The sequence below is a fragment of the Amycolatopsis suaedae genome, assembly GCF_004214935.1.
Classification (GTDB): domain Bacteria; phylum Actinomycetota; class Actinomycetes; order Mycobacteriales; family Pseudonocardiaceae; genus Amycolatopsis; species Amycolatopsis suaedae.
Map to the genome: position 1 here is coordinate 204,684 of NZ_SFCC01000003.1, position 22,481 is coordinate 227,164.

Sequence of the window (22,481 nt, forward strand, 5' to 3'; positions counted from 1 at the left end):
AGAACCCATGCAGCGCAAGAAGGTCATCCGGCGCCTCGTCGACGTCGCCCGGTTCGGCTTGGCTGCCGTGTTTGTCTTTTATGGCGGGATCAAGCTGTTCGGCGGCCAGTACTACTACGGCGACTGGGTCCTGGACAAGAAGACGGTCGGCGGCACGTCGCTGGTCTGGGCGTTCTACGGCTACTCGCCGTTCTACGGCCGGATGACCGGTTTGTTCGAGCTGATCCCCGCCCTGTTACTGCTGTCCCGGCGGACCATGCCGCTGGGCGCGCTGGCCCTGTTCGGGGTGTCGCTGAACATCACGCTGATGGACTTCGCCTTCGACTACCCGTCGGTGAAGTACTTCGCGCTCGGCTACACCGTCCTGCTCGGACTGCTCGTGCTGTCCGAGCGGGAGCGGATCCTGGACGCCTTCTGGCGGCGGCCGGCGGCTCAGGCCGTGAACTCGGCGCAGAAGCAGCCGACCCCCTTGGTGACCCACTCCCGCCCGGACCAGTCCGGATAGCGCTGGACCAGCAGCGCCTCGACCTCGGCGGCGATCGTCTCCTCGGCGACGGCCGAGCGGCACCGGGCCCAGGTCTCGTCCCGCAGCAGTTCCAGGTAGTCCCGGACGTCGGTGAGCACGTCCGGGCCGGACACGGCACCGTGCCCCGGCACGACCAGGCGCGGGCCGGTGCCGATCAGGCGCTCCAGCACCTCGATCCACCGCAGCCCGGAGACGTCGGTGTCGTGCGGCGGGAACCACGGGAAGATCGCGAACTGGCCGGCCTCCACCAGGTCGCCGGTGAACAGGACACCGGCGTCCGGGACGCTCACCACCTGGTCGCCCCTGCTGTGCGCGCGGCCCGTCGCGCTCAGCCGGACCACCCGGCTGCCCAGGTCGAGGTCGTGGGTGTCGCCGTAGACCACGTCCGGCGTCACCAGCTCGACGCCCTCCAGCCGCCGGGCGACCGGCTCGCCCAGGCCGCGGAACATCTCCAGGTAACCCGGTCCCTTACCGGAGAGGTCCGCGGCCTGGGCGCTGTTGACCAGGTAGGTCGCCGCGCCGGCGAACACCTGCGCGCCGAAGGCGTGCTCGGGGTGGAAGTGCGTCGTGGTCAGGTACAGCCTGCGGCCCGCGGCGTACTCCGTGGCGAACGCGAGGACGTTCTCCGCGTTGCCCGGCCCCAGACCCGTGTCGACGACCAGCACCGAGTCGCTGCCGCCGATGACGCCGATGTTGGGCACCAGCCCGGCCCCGCGATCGGGGATCACCACCAGGTCGTCGGCGATCTCCCGCGCCTGGCTGACATCGACGACGGGTCCGTGGCTGACGAGTTCGGAAGACATGCCCCCAGCTTCTCGCCGGCCCGCGCGTGGCGTCCAAGACCCGTTTCGCGTCTGCGATACCGCGCGGGTATGGCCGCCTAGGCCGTGTTTCATAAGTCTGTTCGATGGGCTTCGTGATCCAGGGGCCGCCTGGGCGCGAAGACCGCGAACGTGACTTGTGAAACGCGGCCTAGCGCTTCACGCGGTAGCGCAGGTGGGTCACGCCGGTGCCCTGGACGACGGTCGTGGGCCCGTCGAACTGCACCGGCGCGATGCCGAGGTCCGCGAACAGCGGGGTCCCGGCGCCGAGTACGACCGGTACCAGCTCGACGCCGACCTCGTCGAGCAGCCCGGCTTCCAGGCACTGCCTGGCCATCTGCCCGCCGTTGACGGCGACGTCACGGTCCCCGGCCAGTTCCTTCGCCTTGGCCACGGCCGCTTCGATGCCGTCGGTGACGAAGACGAAGTTCTCGTCGTCCGGCCGGTCGGCGGGACGCTGGTGGGTGAGCACGACCGTGGTGACGTCGAGCGGGTGCCGCCCGCCCCAGGCGTTGGTGAGGTCGTAGAGGTGCCTGCCGACGACCAGCGCGCCCATGTCCGCGTACTCGCGCTTGATCAGCTCGGCGCTCGCCGCCGAGACGCGGAACGGCGGTACGTCGGGGCTGGCCGACGGAATCTCGACGTCGCCGCTGCCGTACCACTGGAACAGCAGGTCGAAGCCGCTGTCGCCGGGGCCGGCGATGTACCCGTCGAGCGACATCGTGCCGCCGGTGATGACCTTGCCCATTGGTGCCTCCTTGGTTGGTGTCACCGACGCGTCGATCGGTGATCACCGGTTTCGACACCTGAGCGGGCCGTTCGCGCGAGTCGTACGTTCCGGGGCGCGAGTCGTCCGTTCCGGACCCGCGAGTTGTACGTTCTGACGCGCGAGTTGTCCGTTCCCGCCCGCCGGGTCCCACTGTTCGGCACGCCGGTTCCAGATGGCGAGAGCTGGCCCCGTCAAAGCTCGTGAAGGCCACCTTCATTACGTGTGACGTGGTGATGGTGGCCTTCACGTGCTGTGGCCGCGGGCCGACGCTGCTACGAACAGTAGTCAGGCTGGTATGTTCGAGTGAACATCGAGAGCGGCTCTGCCGCGTGACATGATCAGCACCTACTGTAGTCCTCCCGGTCGACTTCGCGGTGGGAGCGTATGCGCGAATTCCGTCTGCACTGGGGCGTGAAACGCACTCGCCCCCGGCGCGGTGCCGGGAGCGAGTGCCATCGTGTGTGCGGTCATGGCGGGTCACCACTCCTTGTTGCGCATGAGAGGCACCTCCTCCCGGAAATCGGCAACCGGCGAGCGGTCACAGTATGAAGCCTCGACGTCACGCTGAGGTGATCAAGCCGCGATGGAAGGTCTGGACCCTACCGCCGCCGGTCCTCACCTACCTGCTGATTGTCGAGGTCACGGCGCTCGCCGCCACCGCGCTGCTGGCATTCGTCGAGCCCGTTCACGGCGTCGACCTGCTGTACGGCGCCGCGCTGATCGCCGGCGGGCTGGGGTTCGCGGAGATCACGCGACGCGTCGAACGGCTGCGTAAACAGTTCGCCGACACCCCGCATGTCAACATGAGCTCGGTCTGGACGCTGTCCGCCGCGCTGCTCGTCCCGCCCGTACTGGCCGCCGTGGTGACGGTCGTGCTCTACACCCACGTGTGGTTGCGGACGTGGCGTTACATGGCCGGGCACACGCTGTACCGCGCCGTGTTCAACACCTGCGTCGTCCTGCTCTCCTGCTACGCCGCGGCGGGCGTCGCCCACCTGCTGCCAGGCGATCGGGAGGCGAGCCTGCTCGAACCCGCCGGACTGCTCTGGCTGGCGGCCATCCTCACGGTCTACTGGGTGGTCAACTCCGGCGTCGTCGCCGTGGTGATCGCGCTGGCGTCGGGTGAGCGCACGCTGTCGCGGCTGCTCGGGACCCGCAGCGAGAACGGCCTGGAGTGCGCGACGCTGTGCGTCGGTGCCCTGGTCGCCGTCCTGCTCGGATCGCTGCCCTGGCTGGCGCCGCTGGTGTTCCCGCCGCTGTACGTGCTGCACCGCAGCGTGCTCGTCCGCCAGCTCGAATACGCCGCGACCGTCGACCAGAAGACCGGCCTGCTCAACGCGGCGACCTGGAAGAGCCTGGCCACCAAGGAGTTCGGCCGCGCGGCGCCGCACGGGACGCCGGTCGCGCTGCTGATGATCGACCTCGACCACTTCAAGACCGTGAACGACACCTACGGCCACCTGGTCGGTGACGAGGCACTGCGTGAGGTCGCCGGGGTGCTGCGTCGCGAGGTCAGGGCGTACGACCTGTGCGGCCGCTTCGGCGGCGAGGAGTTCGTCCTGCTGCTGACCGACACGACCGCGGACCACGCGGTCGCGGTCGCCGAGCGCATCCGCGCGGCGGTCCGCGAGCTGCGCCTGACCGACGTCGGCACCGGTGAGGAGATCGACGGGCTGCGGCTGAGCATCTCGGTCGGCGTCGCCGTTCACCCGGACGCCGGCGACGACCTCGAAGAGGTGCTGCTCGCGGCGGACAACGCGATGTTCGTCGCCAAGGACAGCGGCCGCGACCAGGTCCGCACGGTGGCGGGCCGGGCCTGATCAGGACCGCTGGGAGTACTGCTCGGCCCAGTCCGCGAGCGGCCGGACCGCACGCAGCAGCGACCGGCCTGCCGGAGTCAGCCGGTACCAGGTGGTGGTGAAGCGGCCCCGTTCGGACGGCCGCTTCTCGGCCCGCCGCTCGATCAGCCCGTGCTCGCGGGCCCGGCGCAGGGTGTCGGTCAGGACGCGGTCGGACAGCGGCGGGTCGTCCGGGTCGGCCTTCGCCCGCGACTCCTCCTCGTTGATGTGCGCGAGCAGTTCCTTGTACTGGACCTCGCCGAGGGCGAGCGCGGTGAGCACCGGGATCGTCCACCGTCCGCGGATCACGGCGACGGCCTCGTTGACCCGCCGCCGGTACGGAACGTCGCTCCCCATGGCACCCAGCTAAGCACGTGACGCAATGCCGCCATCCATGCGTCCGTACGGGTGACAACGGGCTACTGAGCTGCGAATCCGTGGACCACTGACCTTGTGCTCAGTGGTGTTCGGTGCGGTATCCCAGAGGTCACCAGGGAACGGAGCGGCCTGGTGAGCCTCCTCGGTAGTGCGTGCCGGGGATGCGGGTGCGGTGGGCGTCGTGCCCCAAATCCCGTCGCCCACCGCACACCCGCTCCGGGAGTCAGACGCGGGCGACCACCCGGATCTCCACGAGCAACTCGGGGAAGGCCAGCCGGGGAGTGGTGACGATCGTGCTCGCCACCGGCGGGTCCTCCCGGCCGTAGGCGGCCTTGCGGACCGGGCCGGCCACGGCCATGGCGGCGTCGATGTCGAGGACGTAGACGACCTCCTCGACCACGTCGGCCAGCGACGCGCCGAACCGGGCGAGCAGCGTCGCGGCGTTGGCGTAGGCCTGCCGCATCTGCTCACCGGTGTTGCCGGAGTCGGCGGGCCGGCCCGCCTCGTCGAGCGGGGCGGGTGCCACGAGGTCCGGCCCGTCGTGGGAGACCTGCCCGGACAGGTAGATCGTGTCGCCGTGCTTGACCGCCTGGGCGTAGCCGTAGTCCTTCTCCCACGGGACGTCGAAGGTCTCGGTGTGGGCCATGGTGCTCCGATCGGGTTCGTTGACTTGACCTTTCCGAAGTTAGGAAGCCGGACCCGTCGCGACCAGGTGACGGCGTGCCGTTGACCCCAAGGATCGTGCCAACGCGGGTAGCCTGGCCGGCATGGAGCGCACCGTCGCCATCCTCGCGCTGCCCAGAGTGGTCGCGCTCGACTTCAGCATCGCGGCGAACATCCTCGGCGACGAGCCGGGGTACCGGCTGATCGTGTGCGGCGATCTGGAGCGGCCCCAGGCGGCCGACCGCGGCGGGGTGCTGATCACGCCGACCCACGACCTGTCCGCTGTCGAGGAAGCCGGCGTGCTCGTCGTCCCCGGCTACGACGACCCCCATCTGCCGCTGCCGCCCGCCTACCTGGCGGCGATCGCCCGGCACGCCGCCCGTGGCGGCTGCGTGGTGGGCATCTGCACGGGGACATTCGCCATCGCGGCAGCCGGGCTCGCCGACGGCCGTCGCGTGACGACGCACTGGCGTTACGTCGACGAACTGCGGGAGCGCTACCCGGCGGCGCGGGTGGTGGAGAACGTGCTGTTCGTCGACGACGGCACGCTGCTGACGTCGGCGGGCGGCGGTGCGGGCATGGACGTGTGCCTGCACCTCATCCGGACGGACTTCGGGGTGGCGGCCGCCGACCGCGCGGAGAAACGCGTGGTGGCCGCACCGGCCCGGCAACCGGAGTGCGTGGACGTCCTGACACCGCCCGGTTCGGAGCTCGCCGCCGTGCGTGGCTGGGCGCTGGAACACCTGTGTGAGCCGATCACCGTGCAGGCACTGGCCGAGCGTGGCCTGATGTCGCGGCGCACGTTCATCCGGCGGTTCCAGCAGGAGACCGGCATGCCGCCGATGCGGTGGCTCACCGCCCAGCGGCTCCTGCGGGCCCGCAGGCTGCTCGAAACCTCGGACCTGCCGGTGGAGCGGGTCGCCGCCGAGACCGGGCTGGGCACGGCCGAGAACTTCCGCACGCTGTTCCGGCGGGAGGTCGGGGTCCCGCCGAGTGTGTACCGCAGGCGAATCTCCTCGCGATAGCGGTCAGAAACTGGCCGCTATCGCTGCGAGAGTTGTCCTCATGAAGACGGAGACCCTGGAGGGCAACACCATGACCGCCACCCTCGACGCCGAGCGGACCGAACTGATCTCGATGCTGGCCGAGGCCAGGGCCGCGTTGACCGGCGCAGTCGAGGGCCTGAGCGACGAGCAGCTCGCCCAGCAGCCGACGGTCAGCTCGCTGTGCCTCGGCGGCCTGGTCAAGCACGTCGCGGCCATGGAGAAGAGCTGGATGCGGTTCGTGGTCGAGGGCCTGCCCGCGGATCTGTTCGCGCTGCCCGACGGCGTCACCTGGGCCGACGTCGAGGCCGGTGTCGCGCACGAGGTGCCGCAGTGGGCGATCGACCACGCGGCCGACTTCCGGATGAACCCGGGCGACACGCTGGCCGGAATCCTCGAACACTACGAGCAGATCGCCGCCGACACCGAGAAGATCGTCGCCGGCCTGACGGACCTGTCGGTGACCCGGCCGCTGCCGGACGCGCCGTGGAATGCGCCGGGCGAGGTGCGCAGCCTGCGCTGGGCGCTGATGCACATCGTCGCCGAGACGTTCCAGCACGCCGGGCACGCCGACATCCTGCGTGAGGCGATCGACGGCCGCACCGCCACCTGATCGACGCCAGGGCCGCCGGTCAGGTGACCGCCTCGCCGGCGGCCCGCTCTCCGGCGCGCACCGCGCCGTCCATGTGTGCCTCACCGAGGTACGAACTCTCCGCGCCCGCCCAGTGGAGCCCGTCCACCGGCCGGGTCAGCCACCGGTGACCGGGGTGCAGCACGCCGGCGGGCGGGCGGGGGACGCAGCCGCTCTGCCAGGGCTCGGCTGTCCAGTCCTGCTCGACGTAGTCCACGGCGTCGCGGGCCTCGGGGCCGAGGAGGGTGGCGAGGTCGTCGAGGACCTGCCGGCGGCGAGCCGCCGACCTGTCGGATGACAGCAGCTCCGGGGTGTCACCGGCGGGCAGGCCGAGGAACGTCACCAGCACACCGGGTCCGTCGGCGGGACTGACGTCGAAGGTCAGCCGAACGGTTCCGGTGTCGGTGACGGTCGCCCCGGTCAGTCCGTGGTCGCGCCACCACGGCCGCCGGTAGACCACGTGTGCCTTGATCCCCGAACCCATCTGCCAGCGTCGCTGAAGCTCGGCCCGCTCGACGGGCAGCGGCGGGTCGTGCGTGATGGAGCCTGCCGTCGCGGGGTCGACGGCCACGATGACCCGCCGGGCGTACACGGGCGGATGATCGTGGCCGACCAGGGTGATCAGGCCTGCCGAGCGGCGGATCTCGGTGACGGCGTGGCCGAGCCGGACGCGCTCGCCGAGGCGGCGGGCAAGCTCGGCGGGCAGCGCCGCGGCCCCGCCGGCGATCCGGCTGGCCAGCGCGCCGTCCCGGACACCGATGAGGTCGGCGAGTCCGCCGCACCCGCCGACCTGCGAGGCGAACCCCAGCAGCGACAGCTCGCTCGGCCGGCAGCCGAAGCTCGCGGCGGTCGCGGTGTCGAGCACCAGGCGTGCGGCGGCGGTGCGGACCTTCCGGCGCATCCACGACCCGAGCGTCTGCTCGTCGAGGCGTGCGGCGAGTGCGGGCGGCCACGGTGGTGCTCCCAGCCGCCTGGCGATCCGGTCGAGCGCCCACTGCGCCCGCCCGAGGTCGAGCATCTCGTGCGGGCGCAGGCGTGGGATGTCACCGCGGTAGCGGTGGGTCCGGCCGCGGACGCGCAGCAGGTTCACGCCGTCGGCGAACTGCGGGACGAGGCCGATGCCCAGCTCGTCGAGCAGGCCGAGCACCGCGTGCTGGCCGGGACCGACCCAGGAGCCGCCGGAGTCGACACCGGCTCCGGCGGCCGTGGGGGAGGTCAGCAGCCTGCCGCCGACCCGGTTCTTGGCTTCGAGCACCACGACATCGGCATCGGCCTGACGCAGGCGGTACGCGGCGACTAGGCCGGACAAGCCGGCGCCGACGACGGCAACGTCTACTGTGGACATAGGTGGAGACCTTTCGGCCGGGGTGTCCCGGACCGAACCGGCACACCGAACTGGCCGACGTGCTCCACCTGCCACCGACGTCGGATGACTTACGCGATCAAGGTAGCACGCTGGCCAGCTCGTCGAGGTGCTTGAGCGACTCGGCCTCCGGCACGGTCGGCAGGTTGAACAGGATCTGGTCGACGCCGGCCTCGCGGTTGGCCTCGATCGCCTCCGCGTTGGGCTCCACCCCGCTCGCGATGATGGTCGCGTCCGGGCGACCCTGCTCGGTCAGCCAGGTGCGGGCCTTGCGGATCTCCTCGGCCGGGGTGAAGACGGGCATCCAGCCGTCACCGTGCTCCACGACCCGCTTCAGCGCCGCGGGGCTGCCGCCACCGATGTAGATCGGCGGGTGCGGGCGCTGCGCGGGCTTGGGCCACAGGTTGATCGGGTCGAAGTCGACGTGCTTGCCGTGGAACTCGGCCTCGTCCTTGGTCCAGATCTCCTTCAGCGCCTGGAGTTGCTCGTCCATCAGCGCGCCGCGGGTGGTCGGATCGGTGCCGTGATTGCGCATTTCCTCGCGGTTCCAGCCGACCCCGACGCCGAAGTCGACGCGGCCGCCGGACATGAAGTCCAGGCTGGCCACTTCGTTGGCGGTGTGGATCGTGTCCCGCTGGGCCAGTAGCGCGATGCCGGTGCCGAGCCGGAGCCGGGTGGTCACGGTGGCGGCGGCCGACAGCACGACGAACGGATCGAGGGTGCGGTAGTAGATGCGCGGCAGCTCGCCGCCGCCGGGGTACGGGGTTTCCCTGCTGGTCGGGATGTGCGAGTGCTCGGCCAGGAACAGCGAGTCGAACCCGCGTTCCTCCAGGGCCCGGCCGAGCGCAGCGGGCGCGATGCCCTCATCTGTGACGAAGGTGAGAACTCCGAATTTCATTGCAGGTGCAACCAAAACCTGCCCGGGGCTATTCCGCGCCCACCGGATATCGGTTTGACGGATCTTGTTCTGGTATGAACACTGATGTTCGTGACGAGTTTCTCCGCGGATCTGTTCGACAGCGTGGCAGACGGCTACGACGAGAAAGTGCCGTTCTTCGCCACCTTCGCCAGGCAACTGGTGGCCTGGGCGGAGCCCGGACCGGCCGACTCGGTTCTGGACCTGGGTACGGGCCGGGGAGCGGTGTCGCTGGCCGTCGCCGAGGCGCGTGGTGCCGGCGAGATCCTGGCCGTCGACGTGTCCCCGCGGATGGTCGACTCGGTCGCGGCACTGGGGGTCGCGGGCCTGCGGGCCCGGGTGATGGACGCGCAGGCGCTGGATCTGCCGGACGGCTCGTTCGACCTGGTGTTCAGCGGTTTCGCGTTCCACATCCTGCCGGATCCCGCCGCGGCGCTGCGGGAGACGGCACGCGTGCTGCGGCCGGGCGGCAGGGCGGTCCTGTCCGTACCGGGACCGAGTGAGGACGGCGGATGGTGGGCGGGCTACGGCGAGATCGTCGCCGAGTTCACCGCGCGGCTCACCGGCGACGTGCCGCCCGGCATGGCCGACGAGCCGTGGGACGAGGTCGCCGAGCAGACCGGCCTCCGGTTCACCCGCACCTCCACCGCCGAGGTCAGGTTGCCGGTGGACGGCCCGCGTGCCCACTGGGACTGGCTGCTCTCGCACGGCAACCGCTGGCTGTACGACGCCCTGGGCGAGGCCGATCGAGCCGAGTTCGCCGAGCGTGTCCTCGCCAGCCTGCGTGACGCCCACCCGACCGGCGGCCGGGATGTGATCGCGGGTGCGGAGTTCTACGAGCTGACTAAGGTCCGGTAGTTCCCGGGCGGCGTGAGGCGGGCCCGCGCCTCGTTTTCAGGCGGGGATTCGGTGGTAGGGGTTGGTGCTGGGTCTTCGGCGTCTGGTGAGCCAGGCGGGTGGGTGGAACTGGGGTTTGCCGTGGACCATGGTGACGGTCCAGTCGGTGTGGTGGATGATCCGGTGGTGTCTGCCGCACAGGAGGATCATCTCGTCCACTGTGGTCTGTCCGCCGTGTTGCCATTCCCGTACGTGGTGGACGACGCACCAGCGGGCTTTCCTGGTACAGCCGGGGAAACAGCAGCCACGGTCCCGTAGGCGGAGCGCGCGGCGCTGGGCTTTGGTGGCGAGCCGGACGTCGCGGCCCAGGTGCAGTACCTCGCCCTCGGAACCGAACACGGCCGGAACCAGCTTGGCTTCGCAGCACAGCCGCGACAGGGCCGACGCGCTCAGGTATCCGGTGCCGTCGAGCACCGCCGACCCGGCCCGGCGTTCCAGATCATCGAGCGTCGTGGTCACCGTGACCACCGCCCGTTCCCCGCCCTGAGTAGTTAAATCCTCGGTGCGGGCGACCAGTTCGATGATCTCGGCCAGCGCGTCACCCTTCCGCTCGGCCTGATCGCGTAGATCCGGCAGACCTTCCTCGGCCGCGCAGGGTTTGGCCAGCACATCGAACAACCCGTCCAGGGTGGCCCCGGTTTCCGGGTCGAGGGTTCCGGCGAACCGGTACCGGCCATGCCGGTCGGTCTTCGAGCGGAACTCACGCACCGGGTGCGCCAGCGCGTCCTCGTCCGGCGGCGCACTGTCCTGATCGACCCTGGCCCGGATGTTGTCCCCGGCTTTGCGGACCGCGGTCGGTGGGGCCGTGCGGGCCAGGGTCAGCAGAATGTCCTCGAACCCCTCCCGCGCCTCCACCGGCAACGCCGTAATAGCGCGGTGGATTTCCACCGCATGCTCCAGTGACACCTCACCCGCGGCCAGTGCCGCACCGGTCGCGGCGAGCGAGCCGAACAATTCCTGAGCCAACTGCACCCGCGTCTTGGCCAGCGACCGGGAGACGTTCAGGTTGTCCACCTGAAACGCCACCAGATCCCGGAAGCCCAAATCGGCCCCGCGGGCGCTCAGCTCCGCCAGGCCTTCCAGTATCTCGGCGGCGGCCGCGGCCATCTTTTCCTGGCCGCGCTGAATGATGGCGGCTACCTCCTCGTCGGAGTGCCGCCACAGGCGGGTGCCAGGTTTCTCGAACACATCACCATCGTATTACGAACAGGTGTTCGAAACAATCACACGATCGAGCGAGTCGGAAAAGTCTATGCCGTGGCGGCCGTGCCCACGAGGCGGTAGCCGGTGCGGCCGGAGAACTCGGCGGTCAGGGCGAACCGGTCGCCCCGGACGAGAGTGTGCCGCCACTCGATCGGCGTCCCCGCCACCGTGCCGAGCCGGCAGATCGACAGGGCCGCCGCGTCGTCGGCGCACTCGAGTTGCGCACGTTCGGCAGGGGTCGGGATGACGGCCCGGATCTGCTCCTGGCCGTGGTCGAGCCGGATTCCGGTCCGGCGGTGCAGTTCGCCGTAGAGGCTGGTGTGGCCGAAGTCGGCGTCGAGCAGCGGGCGGGCCAGTTCCGCGGGCAGCCACACGCGGTCGAGTGCCAGCGGGTCGTTTCCGGCCAGGCGAAGACGTTCCAGGTAGAGCAGGGGTGTCGAGCCCTCGAGGGAAAGTCGTTCGGACACCACCGCGTCCGCGCGGACGTCCAGCGTGCGCACGACACTGCGCTGCGGGAGACCCGCGGCCTCGACCGCGGCGAACAGGCTGTAGAGCGCGCCGAGTGGCTGGACGATCTCGGCAGCCGGGGCCACCCGCGGCTGCCTGCCGCGTTCGGCGACCAGCGTGCCGTCGGCTCGCAGCTCACGCAGCGCCTGCCGCACGGTCTGCCTGCTGACTCCGTACTCCTCGGCAAGGGCCAGCTCGCCGGGGAACGTCGTGTCGAACTCGCCTGCCCGGATGCGCCGCAGCAGCCGCTGCTGGAGCTGCCGCCACAGGGGCACGTCGCTGCTGCGGTCCAGTCCTGCGTCGTCCACGGCACCTCCTCCGTCGTCAAACCGTACCGCCGGCCCCGGGTTGTCAAATGTACGTACATAGCCTACTTTAAATGTGCGCACATTTAGGAGGATCATGGTCGCCACGGCTGCTCGAACCCGGCTGGTGCCCGGTCTGGTCGTGGTCGCCGTGGTCGCCGCCGTCGCGACGGTGGCCGGCAGACTGGTCCCGCTCGTCGGCGGGCCGGTGTTCGGGATCGTGCTCGGCGTGCTCGCCGGAATGCTCCTGCCCGCACTGCGGCACGAGCGGTTCGGCGCGGGTTACTCGATCGCCGCCAGGCCGGTGCTGCAACTGTCGATCGTGGTGCTGGGCACGGGGCTCTCGCTGCAGCAGGTCGTGCGGGTCGGCGGCGAGTCGCTTCCGGTCATGCTCGGCACCCTCGCCGTGGCACTGGGCGGGGCGTGGCTGCTCGGCAGGCTGCTGGGCGTGCGGGGTGACACGCAGATCCTGATCGGCGTCGGCACGGGGATCTGTGGCGCGTCGGCCATCGCGGCGACCAGCGCGGTGCTGCGGCCGCGTGACGCCGACATCGCCTACGCCCTCGGCACGATCTTCACCTTCAACATCGCGGCCGTGCTGATCTTCCCGCCACTGGGTCACCTGATGGGGATGTCGCCGCAGGAGTTCGGGCTGTGGGCGGGAACCGCGGTCAACGACACGTCCTCGGTGGTCGCGGCCACCGTCGGCTACGGCGGCGACGCGGGCTCGGCTGGCATCGTCGTCAAGCTGACCCGTGCGCTCACGCTGATCCCGATCGTGCTGGTGCTGGCCGTGTTCGCCGCCCGGCGCGACCGGGCACGCGCGCGGTTGCCGTGGCACCGCATGGTTCCACTGTTCCTGATCGGTTTCCTGCTGGCCGCCGGGCTCAACAGCGCGGGCATGATCCCGGCGGCCTGGCACGAACCGCTCGCGGCGGCCGGCACGTTCCTCGTGACGGCCGCCCTCGCCGGCATCGGCCTGTCGCTGGACCCCGGACAGGTCCGGGCGGCGGGTGCCCGCCCGCTGCTGCTCGGCGGCGTGCTGTGGATCGCCGTCGCGGCATCGAGTCTCGGGCTCCAGGCACTGGTGCGGTGAGTCAGTGTTCCTCGTCGCGGTGTTCCGGACGCCGCTCGACCACCCGGCCGAGTGGCCGCAGCACCAGGTGCACGGCGACGACGACGAGCGTGCCCGCGGCCGCCTCCAGGTACAGTCCGGCACCGGCCAGTGAACCCACCGCGGCCGAGCACCACAGCGTCGCCGCGGTGTTCAGGCCGCGCACGGTCAGCCCCTCACGGAGGATGACCCCGCCGCCGAGGAATCCGACTCCCGACACGATCTGCGCGGCCACCCGCGTCGGATCCGCGGTGTCACCGGTGAATCCGTGCGCGGACAGCACGACGAACAGGGTGGCGCCGGCGGCGACCAGCGCGTTCGTCCGCAACCCGGCCATGCGGGCCCGGAACTGACGTTCGATTCCGATCAGCGCCCCGAGCGTGACCCCGGTGCCCAGGCGCAGCAACATCTCCGCAGCCGTCATCGTACGACCGCCTTTCCTTGTGGTTATCCGGATCGCCGGCCGCGAGGTAACGGCACGGCGGACTGGTCGGTCGACTGTGGACTGTCGTCCGGCATGCTGTTCACCTCGCTTTCCCACAAAGACACAACCCGAGAAGTCTGCTCCTCCGGTCGTGAAGTCCGCGTCAGACGCTGCGCAGCACGGAGACGACCGTGCCGAGCACCACTGCCTCGTCGCCGTCGATGACGTCGTAGGCGGGGTTGCGTGGTTCGAGATAGACGTGGCCGCCCCGGCGTCGGTACACCTTGACCGTCGCCTCGCCGTCGATCATCGCGGCGACGATCTGTCCGGAGTGCGCCTCGGACTGCTGGCGCACCACGACGATGTCGCCGTCGCAGATCGCGGCGTCGACCATCGAGTCGCCACGCACCCGCAGGCCGAAGACCGTGCCGCGCCCGGTCAGCCCGCGGGGCAGGTTCAGCACGTCGTCGACGTGTTCCTCGGCCGAGATCGGGGTGCCCGCGGCGATGTCGCCGACGACGGGGACCGGGACCGAGTCCGCAGAGGACGGTCCGGCGTCGGCGGGCTCCCGCAGGAACATGCGGACGTCGATCGGCCGGGCATGGTGTCACTGCGGCGCAGGAAACCCTTGTCCTCCAGGCTGGCCAGGTGCTTGGAGACCGAAGAGGACGACCGCAGGCCGACGGCGTCGCCGATCTGCCTGGTGCTCGGCGGATAGCCGTGCTTGATCACCCAGTCCCGGATCGTCACCAGGATCCGCTGCTGCCGTTCCGGCAGCGTCGAGGTGTCCAGATACTCGAGGTCGTCGTACGCGGTCACCCGCGAATGATAAAGATGTCCGATGAACTCTCCGACGCGGGCCGCGATCGTCACCGGTGCCAATCACGGAATCGGGGCGGCGACGGCCGTCGCCCTCGCCGAGGCCGGTATGCGGGTGCTGGTCACCTACCTGCGGCTGGACGACGAACCCGACCCGGGCACCCCGGAGGCCTACCGCCGTAACCGCGCGGGCGGTGCGGACGCCGTGGTGGAACGCATTCGCGCCGCGGGTGGCACCGCGATCGCCGTCGAGGCTGATCTGTCCGACGTCGACACGCCCGCGCGGCTGTTCGACACCGCGGAGCGGGAGCTGGGTGGCGTCGACGTGCTGGTCAACAACGCCAGCTTCTGGCTTGCCGACACGTTCAAACCCGACGCCACCGACAGGTTCGGCCGGTCACTCGACCGGATCAGCGCCGGCACGTTCGAGCGGCAGTTCGCCGTGGACGCCCGCGGAGGCGCGTTGATGATCGCGGAGTTCGCTGCCCGGTTCGTCGCACGTGGTGGCGACTGGGGGCGGATTGTGTCGCTGACCTCCGGCGCGGGCAACGGCTTTCCCGAGGAGGTGTCCTACGGCGCGGCGAAGGCGGCGCTGGTGGACTACACGCTGTCGGCGGGGGCCGAGCTGGCCGCGCACGGCATCACGGCCAACGCCGTCCACCCGCCGGTGACCGACACCGGCTGGGTCAACGACGAGGTACGTGAGCACGTGCGGGCCAACCCAGCCCTTTACCGCGTGGCCACCCCGGAGCAGGTGGCCGCCGTGATCGCCTACCTGGCGAGCCCGGCCGCCGACCTGGTGACCGGCAACGTCATCCACCTGAGGTGATCTTCCGCCAGACGGGCCGGGAGCCGTTGGTCACCCAGCGCAGCAACCATTCGGCCGGCCCGTACTGGAACCGTCGCAGCCACCACGCGCTGGCGATCAGCTGAACGGCGAATAAGGCCACCGCCAGCAGCATCGTCTCCAGTGGCGAGAGGCTGCCTGCCAGGCCGAGGCCGACGCCGGTGAAGATCAGCAACCCGAACACGCCCTGGAGCAGGTAGTTGGTCAGGGCGATCCGGCCGGTCGGGGCGAGGACGTCACGGACGCGGGCTGTGCGCGGGTTGTGCAGCACCCGCAGCAGCGTGGCGACGTAGGCGGCGGTCAGCAGGGGTGCGGTGGCGACGCTGGCGACGACGGCCAGCGTGTTGCCGTTGCCGCCGGCGAGCGTGTAGATCAGCGCGCCGGCGAGGCCGACGGGAAAGCCGATCCACTGGAGGGTGCGCAGCACCGGCTCGTCACCGCGGACGCGGGACAGCAGCCGCCTGCGGCCGGCCACCATGCCGACCAGGAACATCGCCAGCGCCGTCGGACCCTGCATCGACAGTGCCTGGATCACCAGCAGCGACAGGCCGGACAGGTGGGTGTCGAGCACGTCGGCGAACCCGCCGCGCATCGCCTCGGTGATCCGCTCGGCGTTCGCCAGCGCCTCGGACTCCGGCGGCAGGAACGCCGCCGGGTCCATGACCAGGCTGCTGATCGTCATGCTGAGCAGGACGTAGCCGTACACCGCGCCCGCGATCCACAGCGCCGTGCGGTCGCGCACTCCGCGCAGCAGGAACAGGATCAGGCAGGCCACCGCGTAGGTGGTGAGGATGTCGCCGCCGTAGATCAGGACGATGTTCAGCACGCCCAGCGCGAACAGGCCGGCGATCCGGCGCAGCATGCGAGGGCCGAACGCCGTGCCCGCGCGTCTCGCCGACTCGATCTGGAGGGTGAAGCTGTAGCCGAACAGGAACGAGAAGAGGAGGTAGAACTTCATGCCGAACAGCGCCGACGTCAGCCCGCGCACGATCTCGTCGAGAGTGGACGAGTACGCGGGGTCGGTCACGATGTTGCTGGGATAGCCCGACGCCATGAACGTGATGTTGACGACGAAGATGCCGAGCAGTGCGAATCCGCGCACCGCGTCGACGTCACGGACCCGCTCACCGGTCATGATCATCTCCGATTAAGTATCCAAGGGATAGTATCTATGAGACACTATAGGGGTGCCTGCTGTGGATGACCAGGAGATGCCCGCCGGGCTGGCGAGACTGTGGCGGCTTCCGGCGCCGTCGCGCCTGGGCAGGCCCGCCGCGCTGGACGTCGACAGCGTCGTGACCGCCGCGGTCGACCTGGCCGACCGGGACGGGCTCGACGGCGTGACGCTGCAGAAGGTCGCCCAGGTACTGGGCTTCACGAAGATGTCGCTGTACCGCCACGTCGGGTCGAAGGACGAACTCGTCGAGCTGATGGCCGACCACGCGACGGGCGCCGCCCCGGACCTCGGCGCCGGGCACTGGCGGGAGGGCCTGCGCCGGTGGGCCGCGGCCATCCGGGCCCGGTACGCCCTGCATCCCTGGCTGGTCGGGGTGCCGGTCGCCGGGCCACCGCGGGGGCCGAACGCCGTCGGCTGGATGGACGCCCTGCTACGCACGCTGCGCGACACCGGGCTGGATCCCGGGACGAAGGTCGGCGTGCTCAACGTGGTGAGCGGATACGTCCGGCAGGCGCTCGTGCTGGAGGGACAGCTCGCGGCAGGCCGCGCCGCCACCGGGCTCAGCCAGGAGCAGGTCGAGCGCGACTACGGCAGAAGCCTGGCCGGGCTGGTCACCCCGGACCGGTTCCCGGACGCGGCCGAGTTGTTCACCGCGCGGGTGTTCGAGCCGGAGCCCGGTGCCGACGCCGACGGCGACTTCGCGTTCGGGCTGGAGCTGATCCTCGACGGCGTCGCGGCGGCCATCGACGCGGTGTCACGGCGGTGAGGGGTGCGGCACCGGCCGGAGGGCGAATTCCGGCCGGTGCCGCGGGACTACGGCCACACGCGAGGGGGGAGTCAGGTGCGGCCGTAGCTGCGCCGGCGCGGTACGACCTCGGCGGGGCCGCGGGAGCCGGCACGTTCGATCGGGATCATCGTGGCGATCTATCCGCCGGTCGTCCCTTGATCCTGCCCACGACCCGAGAGTAGGAACGGGACTGTGCATCGCACATCGATCTTCGGTACCGGGGGCTACGACCAAAGTCGAAGATCAAGTGCTCAGCGATCAGACCGTCGGCTCCGCTCGCGTGGCCAAGGTCGACATGGGAGGCCCGCATGGCAACCGAGGAATCCGGCGCGCTGACCCGGCGCGACCTGCTGGTCCGGACCGGGCAGGCGGCGGCCGTCGTCACCGGCGCGGCACTGCTTCCGCAGGGAGCACTGGCCGCCGAACCCGATGCGACGGGACGGGCCCGCATCACCGAGGGCACCAACATCGCGGCGGCGGTCTCACCCGACGGCCGCTGGGTGGCGATGGACCTGCTGACCGCCATCTGGGTACTGCCGATCGACGGCGGCCCGGCCCGCAGGCTCACCGACGACCTGCAGGACGCCACCCAGCCGCACTGGTCACCCGATGGCCGCAGCCTGGTCTTCCAGTCGTACCGCGACGGCAACTACCACCTGTGGGTCATCGGCGCCGACGGCGGCGGGCTGCGTCAGCTCACCAGCGGGCCGTTCGACCACCGCGAACCGAAGTTCTCCCCGGACGGCAGGTACCTCGCGTTCGCGTCGGACCGCGGCGGCAGCAGCTACGGGGTGTTCACCTACGAACTGGCCACCGGCGCCGTCCGCGCGCTCACCGACACCGCCACCGAGGAGGCGATGCCGGCCTGGTCGCCGGACGGCAGGCGGGTCGCCTACACCGTGGACAACACGGCTGTCGACGCGGTGGACGTGGCCACCGGCCAGGTCACCCGGCTGGTCGAGCCGGCGGAGGGCACGACGGTGTTCGGCCCGGCCTTCACCCCCGACGGTGCCATCAGCCATGTCCGGTTGACCGGCGCGAACGCGGACCTCGTGGTCGGCGGCACCGCGGTGACCCGCGGGGAGGATGTGTTCGGGTTCGCGGCGTCCTGGCTTGCTTCCGGCGAGCTGGTCTACACCGCGAACGGGCAGATCCGGCGCAGGCCGTCCGCCGGGGACGCCCGCCCGATCCCGTTCCAGGCCGAGGTTCCCGTTGTCTCGCGGCGGGACTACCGGCGTGCCGTCCCCGATCTCGACTCGACCGGCCCCCGCCCGGTCCGCGGCATCGCAGGCCCGGTCGTGGCACCGGACGGCTCCCGGATCGCCTTCCGCGCGCTGAACGCGTTGTGGCTGCTCCCGGTGACGGGTGGCAAGCCGGTCAAGCTCGTCGACGACGGCTACTTCGCCTCCGACCCGGACTTCTCACCGGACGGAAACTCGCTGGTCTACAGCAGCGACCGCGCGGGCACCGCCGACCTGTGGGTACGTGACCTGCGCAGCGGGCAGGACCGGCGGCTCACCGCCCTGCCCGGCGCGCAGCTGACGCCGCGCTGGTCACCCGACGGCGCCCGGATCGCCTACTCCGACCACGACGGCGCCACCTGGGTGCTCGACGTGGCCTCCGGCGAGGTGAAGCAGGTGACTCCGACGCTGTTCATGCCGGGACGCCCGACCTGGTCGCCGGACGGCCGCGTGCTCGCGCTGGCCGCGGTGAAGCCGAACTCGAAGCGGTTCCGCGAGGGCACCAGCCAGATCCTGACCGTCGACCTGGCCACCGGCGGGCTGACCTACACCGAGCCCGTTCCCGGCCGGTCCATCGCCACCCGCGGTGACGACGGCCCGGTGTGGTCGCCGGACGGGCGGATGCTGGCGTTCACCGTCGAGTCCGCGGCCTGGGTGGTCGACGTCGACCCCGCCGGACGGCACCTGGGCCCGGCGCGGCAGGTCACCCACGAGGTCACCGACTCGCTGTCCTGGGCCGGTCCGGATCGCCTGCTGTACCTGAACAACGGCAGGCTGCGGATCGCCGGGGTCGCCGGCGGGCGGGCCCGCACGATCCCGCTCGACCTGCACTGGCGGCGGGCCCGCGTGCGGGACCGGACCGTCGTCCACGCCGGTGCCGTGTGGGACGGCGAGGCCACCGCGCTGCGCCGCGACGTCGACATCGTCATCGCCGGTGACCGCATCGAGGCCGTCCTGCCGCACCTGCCCGGCCGGTCCACAGTGGACGCATCGCGGCTCACGGTGATGCCGGGGCTGATCGACGCGCACAACCACTGGCACCTGCGCGGGCGGCAGTGGGGCGACCGGCAGGGCAGGCTGTGGCTGGCCTACGGCATCACCACCACCCGCTCGCCGGGCGATCCGGCGTACCAGATGGTGGAGACCAGGGAGGCACTCGACGGCGGGCGGCGGACCGGGCCGCGGTACTTCGCCACCGGCGAGGCCATCGACGGCTCCCGGATCTACTACAACTTCATGCGCACCACCCGCTCCGCCGAGCAGCTCGGCCCCGAATTCGAACGGGCGAGGGAGCTGGGCTACGACCTGATCAAGACCTACGTCCGGCTGCCGGTGCGGTCCCAGCGAGAGGCGGTGCGGCAGGCACACCGGGCCGGCCTGCCGCTGTCGTCGCACTACCTGTACCCGGCCGAGAACATCGGCATGGACGGCATGGAACACACCGGCGCGACCAACCGGCTCGGCTACTCGCACACGGTCAGCAGGCTGGGCCGCGCCTACGGCGACGTCGTCACGCTGTTCACCAGGTCGGGTATGTCGGTCACGCCGACACTGTTCAACTCCGCCGTGCTCTACGCCGACGACCGCTCCCTGGTGGACGACCGGCGGACCAGGGCGCTCTACCCGGCGTGGGAGTACGAGCGGCTGGTCACCAAGGCCGAGGAGGCGAAGCTGCCGCCGGCCGCCGCGATGCGGGAGATGCTGGCGGCCAATGTGGACATGGTGCTGCGGATCCACCGTGGCGGCGGGTTCGTCATCGCGGGTACCGACGCACCGCTGGACAACGTGGCGATATCCCTGCACACCAACCTGCGCGCGATGGTGCGGTACGGGTTCACGCCGTACGAGGCGCTGCGGACGGCGACCGTCAACCCGGCCCGCTGGCTGGGGCTGGACTCCCGGCTGGGCCGGATCGCGCCCGGCGCGGTGGCCGACCTGGCGTTCGTCGAGGGTGACCCGCTGGCCGACATCCGGGCCGCCGCCGCGGTCAGCAAGGTGATGACGGGCGGTGTGCTGCACACGGTGGACGACCTGCTGGCGCCGTTCGCCGCACCGGCCGCGGGAGCGGCGACCGCGGTGGCGACGTCGGCCCCGGCCACGGCGCACACCCACGACCCGGAGTACTGGTGGCACGAACCCGAGTGGGTCCGGCCGGTCTGCTGTGGACTGTGAAGGGGCGCGCCCGCCGCGGCGGGCGCGCCCCGGGGTCACTCAGACGCCCGACACCTGCTTGATCCAGGAGCGGCTGCTGGCCACGCTGGCGTAGTTGTTGGTGCCGTTGGGGTTGCTGCCACCCTGGTTCTGCACGGTGGACGCGACACCGACCTGACGGCCGCCGGAGATCTGCGGGCCGCCGGAGTCGCCCTTCCAGGCGGCGCCGTTGATGCCGCGGCTCTGGATGGCCGGTCCGCCGTAGGCGTCCACCGACCGCCCGGTGACCTGGACGTTGGCGGTCTTGAGTACCGGCGAGGCCGGACCGGTCGGGGTCGTGCGGCCCCAGCCGTAGATCTGGTTGGTCGAGCCCACCGCCGGGTCGGCGTTGCCGAGGGTGATGTAGGTGGTGTTGACGGCCCTGGTCAGGTGCAGCAGCGCGACGTCGCCGACCGGCGACACCCGCTGCTGGTCGACCGTGACGTGCGTGCCGGAGCCGAGGTTGTTGCTGCCCACCCGGACGCTCATCGAGCTGCCGAGGCAGTGCTCGGCGGTGAGCACCCACTGCGGGGCGATGATGGTGCCGGAGCAGTTGAAGCTCCCGCTGACGTAGACCTGGGCACCCCACGGCACGGACGGCGCGGTGCCGCCGCCGACGATGTTCGGCTGCACCCCGGCGCCGGCGGTGCCGGCACCGAGCAGGGTCAGGGCGAGCGTGGCGGTCGCCGCACAGGCGGCGCCGAGGGTACGGACTCGGCTCACGGTCGAGGTCCTTTCGGGGTTCACGGGGCACCGGGGATCCGGTGTGCCGACAGACGGTAGGCCGCGTGGTGGTGCCGGGGTACCGACGAAAGACTCCGTGGCCGGCCGGGGGGATTTTACTCAGTAGTGGATTGATCTGTTCCATCGCTCAATCGGTTCTGATCTTTGCGTTGGACAGAACATTCGGGTGAGCCGAATACTCGGTGGATGGATCCCCGTGACGACGCCGCGACCGCCAGGGTGCTGCTGGGCATCGGCGGCCGCGTCCTGGTCGTCGCGGCGGTGCTCCTGGTGGCGGGGTCGCCGATCCTCGCGCTGGTGGCGATGTGTGGCGGCGCCGCCTTGCTGTACGCGGCCCGGTCAGCCGGTGAGCTGAGCGAGCAGCGCGCGGGCCGCCGGGTTGGCGGGGACCGCTGATCGGCCGATCAGGTGAACATGGCGGCGCAGGCTGGGCTGCTCGATACGTGCGCAGGGCAGCCCGGACCGTTCGGCGATGTCCTCGGGCACGATGCTGACGCCGAGGCCCGCGGCCACGAGGTCGATCAGCAGCGGGATGTGCGGCGTCTCGCAGACCTGGTTGTACCGGATGCCCGCGTCGGCGAACCGGCGCTCCAGGATCGAGTGCAGGCCGCTGCCGGAGAACACGACGAACGGCTCGTCGTCCAGTTCGGCCAGCCGCACCCGGCGCCGCCGGGCGAGCCGGTGGCCGGGGTGGGTGAGCAGCCCGAGCCGCTGGTCCCACCGCCGGAAGCTGACCACGTCCTCCGGGAGCACCGCCTCGACGGCCACGAAGGAGAGGTCGAGTTCCCCGGACGCGACCGCGGCGATCAGGTCGGGCACCATCCCGTCGCGGACGTGCACCCGCACGCCGGGGTAGTTCTGCCGGAAGCGGCCCAGCGCGCCGGGCAGGTCGACGACGGTCAGCGTCTGGACGGTGCCGACCGCGACCCGGCCGCGGGCAAGGCCCGCGACCGCGGCGACCTCGCCGCGGGCCGCCTCGACGTCGGCGAGGATGCGCCCGGCGACCGGCAGAAGTGCCTGGCCCGCCTCGGTCAGCACCACCCGCCGGGTGGTGCGTTCGAACAGCGGCGTGCCCAGCTCGTTCTCCAGCTTGCGGATCGACGCGCTCAGTGCCGACTGGACAATGTGGACATCCCGGGCAGCCGCGGTGAACCCGCCGCCGCGGACGACGGCGAGGAAGTGCTCCAGCTGCCGAATCTCGATAGCTTCTGCCCTCTCTTCGTTCGGGCGTGGTCGGCCCCCCTGAGTCGGCGTCTTCCCTCCTCGCCGTCGGCCGCT

Annotated in this window: 22 protein-coding genes and 1 pseudogene; 10 read left to right on the top strand and 13 right to left on the bottom strand. The window is 71.0% G+C overall.

Annotation, left to right across the window (positions count from 1 at the left end; genetic code table 11):
- Window positions 1–7 precede the first annotated feature (7 nt).
- Window positions 8–505: a hypothetical protein gene (locus EWH70_RS06990; RefSeq protein WP_130474436.1), complete on the top strand. Its 498-nt coding sequence runs from the start codon at window positions 8–10 to the stop codon at window positions 503–505.
- On the opposite strand, the gene EWH70_RS06995 is transcribed toward EWH70_RS06990, so the two are convergent.
- Together EWH70_RS06995 and EWH70_RS07000 are read right to left on the bottom strand one after the other, a co-directional pair.
- Window positions 433–1,329, bottom strand: a complete 897-nt coding sequence (locus EWH70_RS06995; RefSeq protein ID WP_130474437.1) for an MBL fold metallo-hydrolase — start codon at window positions 1,327–1,329, stop codon at window positions 433–435. The two genes, EWH70_RS06990 and EWH70_RS06995, sit on opposite strands and share 73 nt — an antisense overlap.
- A 169-nt stretch (window positions 1,330–1,498) precedes the next feature.
- The gene (locus tag EWH70_RS07000) at window positions 1,499–2,095 is read right to left on the bottom strand and encodes a dihydrofolate reductase family protein (RefSeq protein WP_130474438.1); all 597 of its coding nucleotides are present in this window, start codon (window positions 2,093–2,095) and stop codon (window positions 1,499–1,501) included.
- Between the two features lie 590 nt (window positions 2,096–2,685).
- Here EWH70_RS07000 and EWH70_RS07005 point away from each other — a divergent pair.
- Window positions 2,686–3,936 (top strand): GGDEF domain-containing protein, encoded by a 1,251-nt coding sequence (locus EWH70_RS07005; protein ID WP_165436188.1) that lies wholly within the window; start codon window positions 2,686–2,688, stop codon window positions 3,934–3,936.
- Here EWH70_RS07005 and EWH70_RS07010 read toward each other — a convergent pair whose 3' ends face one another.
- Both EWH70_RS07010 and EWH70_RS07015 read right to left on the bottom strand, forming a co-directional pair.
- Entirely contained in the window at window positions 3,937–4,311 is a 375-nt protein-coding gene (locus EWH70_RS07010; protein WP_130474440.1) for a winged helix-turn-helix transcriptional regulator, read from the bottom strand.
- A gap of 244 nt (window positions 4,312–4,555) precedes the next feature.
- On the bottom strand, window positions 4,556–4,978 hold the full coding sequence (locus EWH70_RS07015; RefSeq protein WP_130474441.1) for a Rid family hydrolase: 423 nt from the start codon (window positions 4,976–4,978) through the stop codon (window positions 4,556–4,558).
- A gap of 121 nt (window positions 4,979–5,099) precedes the next feature.
- On the opposite strand from EWH70_RS07015, the gene EWH70_RS07020 reads away from it, so the two are divergent.
- Window positions 5,100–6,020: a GlxA family transcriptional regulator gene (locus EWH70_RS07020; protein ID WP_130474442.1), complete on the top strand. Its 921-nt coding sequence runs from the start codon at window positions 5,100–5,102 to the stop codon at window positions 6,018–6,020.
- A 40-nt stretch (window positions 6,021–6,060) separates the two neighbouring features.
- Window positions 6,061–6,651 (top strand): DinB family protein, encoded by a 591-nt coding sequence (locus EWH70_RS07025; RefSeq protein WP_240686844.1) that lies wholly within the window; start codon window positions 6,061–6,063, stop codon window positions 6,649–6,651.
- 19 nt (window positions 6,652–6,670) lie between these two features.
- Here EWH70_RS07025 and EWH70_RS07030 read toward each other — a convergent pair whose 3' ends face one another.
- Window positions 6,671–8,014 carry a flavin monoamine oxidase family protein gene (locus EWH70_RS07030; RefSeq protein ID WP_130474443.1) on the bottom strand — a complete coding sequence of 448 codons (1,344 nt, stop codon included), beginning with the start codon at window positions 8,012–8,014 and terminating at the stop codon, window positions 6,671–6,673.
- A 97-nt stretch (window positions 8,015–8,111) separates the two neighbouring features.
- Entirely contained in the window at window positions 8,112–8,930 is an 819-nt protein-coding gene (locus EWH70_RS07035) for an LLM class F420-dependent oxidoreductase (RefSeq protein ID WP_130474444.1), read from the bottom strand.
- Between the two features lie 90 nt (window positions 8,931–9,020).
- On the opposite strand from EWH70_RS07035, the gene EWH70_RS07040 reads away from it, so the two are divergent.
- Window positions 9,021–9,806, top strand: a complete 786-nt coding sequence (locus EWH70_RS07040) for a class I SAM-dependent methyltransferase (RefSeq protein ID WP_165436189.1) — start codon at window positions 9,021–9,023, stop codon at window positions 9,804–9,806.
- Between the two features lie 36 nt (window positions 9,807–9,842).
- On the opposite strand, the gene EWH70_RS07045 is transcribed toward EWH70_RS07040, so the two are convergent.
- On the bottom strand, window positions 9,843–11,033 hold the full coding sequence (locus EWH70_RS07045) for an HNH endonuclease signature motif containing protein (protein WP_130474446.1): 1,191 nt from the start codon (window positions 11,031–11,033) through the stop codon (window positions 9,843–9,845).
- Between the two features lie 62 nt (window positions 11,034–11,095).
- The gene (locus EWH70_RS07050; protein ID WP_240686845.1) at window positions 11,096–11,863 is read right to left on the bottom strand and encodes a GntR family transcriptional regulator; all 768 of its coding nucleotides are present in this window, start codon (window positions 11,861–11,863) and stop codon (window positions 11,096–11,098) included.
- A 94-nt stretch (window positions 11,864–11,957) separates the two neighbouring features.
- Here EWH70_RS07050 and EWH70_RS07055 point away from each other — a divergent pair, with 94 nt between their 5' ends.
- A complete protein-coding gene (locus EWH70_RS07055) occupies window positions 11,958–12,956 on the top strand; it encodes a YeiH family protein (RefSeq protein ID WP_130474447.1) in 999 nt (332 codons plus the stop codon).
- A gap of 1 nt (window position 12,957) precedes the next feature.
- Here the strand turns inward: EWH70_RS07055 and EWH70_RS07060 are convergent, their stop codons facing one another.
- Entirely contained in the window at window positions 12,958–13,398 is a 441-nt protein-coding gene (locus EWH70_RS07060; protein WP_130474448.1) for an MgtC/SapB family protein, read from the bottom strand.
- A gap of 163 nt (window positions 13,399–13,561) precedes the next feature.
- Window positions 13,562–14,217: pseudogene (gene lexA / locus EWH70_RS07065) on the bottom strand (transcriptional repressor LexA).
- Between the two features lie 22 nt (window positions 14,218–14,239).
- Here lexA and EWH70_RS07070 point away from each other — a divergent pair.
- Complete coding sequence (locus tag EWH70_RS07070) at window positions 14,240–15,046, top strand: SDR family NAD(P)-dependent oxidoreductase (protein WP_130474449.1); 807 nt, start codon at window positions 14,240–14,242, stop codon at window positions 15,044–15,046.
- Here the strand turns inward: EWH70_RS07070 and EWH70_RS07075 are convergent.
- On the bottom strand, window positions 15,030–16,199 hold the full coding sequence (locus EWH70_RS07075; RefSeq protein WP_240686846.1) for a DUF418 domain-containing protein: 1,170 nt from the start codon (window positions 16,197–16,199) through the stop codon (window positions 15,030–15,032). The genes EWH70_RS07070 and EWH70_RS07075 overlap by 17 nt on opposite strands.
- Window positions 16,200–16,251: 52 nt before the next feature.
- Between EWH70_RS07075 and EWH70_RS07080 the strand changes: the two genes are divergently transcribed.
- Both EWH70_RS07080 and EWH70_RS07085 read left to right on the top strand, forming a co-directional pair.
- Entirely contained in the window at window positions 16,252–17,007 is a 756-nt protein-coding gene (locus EWH70_RS07080; RefSeq protein WP_240686847.1) for a TetR/AcrR family transcriptional regulator, read from the top strand.
- 329 nt (window positions 17,008–17,336) lie between these two features.
- Entirely contained in the window at window positions 17,337–20,441 is a 3,105-nt protein-coding gene (locus EWH70_RS07085; protein ID WP_130474451.1) for an amidohydrolase family protein, read from the top strand.
- A gap of 39 nt (window positions 20,442–20,480) precedes the next feature.
- Here EWH70_RS07085 and EWH70_RS07090 read toward each other — a convergent pair whose 3' ends face one another.
- A complete protein-coding gene (locus EWH70_RS07090) occupies window positions 20,481–21,182 on the bottom strand; it encodes a S1 family peptidase (RefSeq protein ID WP_130474452.1) in 702 nt (233 codons plus the stop codon).
- A gap of 207 nt (window positions 21,183–21,389) precedes the next feature.
- Here EWH70_RS07090 and EWH70_RS07095 point away from each other — a divergent pair, with 207 nt between their 5' ends.
- On the top strand, window positions 21,390–21,599 hold the full coding sequence (locus tag EWH70_RS07095; protein WP_130474453.1) for a hypothetical protein: 210 nt from the start codon (window positions 21,390–21,392) through the stop codon (window positions 21,597–21,599).
- Here EWH70_RS07095 and EWH70_RS07100 read toward each other — a convergent pair.
- Window positions 21,543–22,406 (bottom strand): LysR family transcriptional regulator, encoded by an 864-nt coding sequence (locus EWH70_RS07100; protein WP_130474454.1) that lies wholly within the window; start codon window positions 22,404–22,406, stop codon window positions 21,543–21,545. The genes EWH70_RS07095 and EWH70_RS07100 overlap by 57 nt on opposite strands.
- Between the last annotated feature and the right edge of the window lie 75 nt (window positions 22,407–22,481).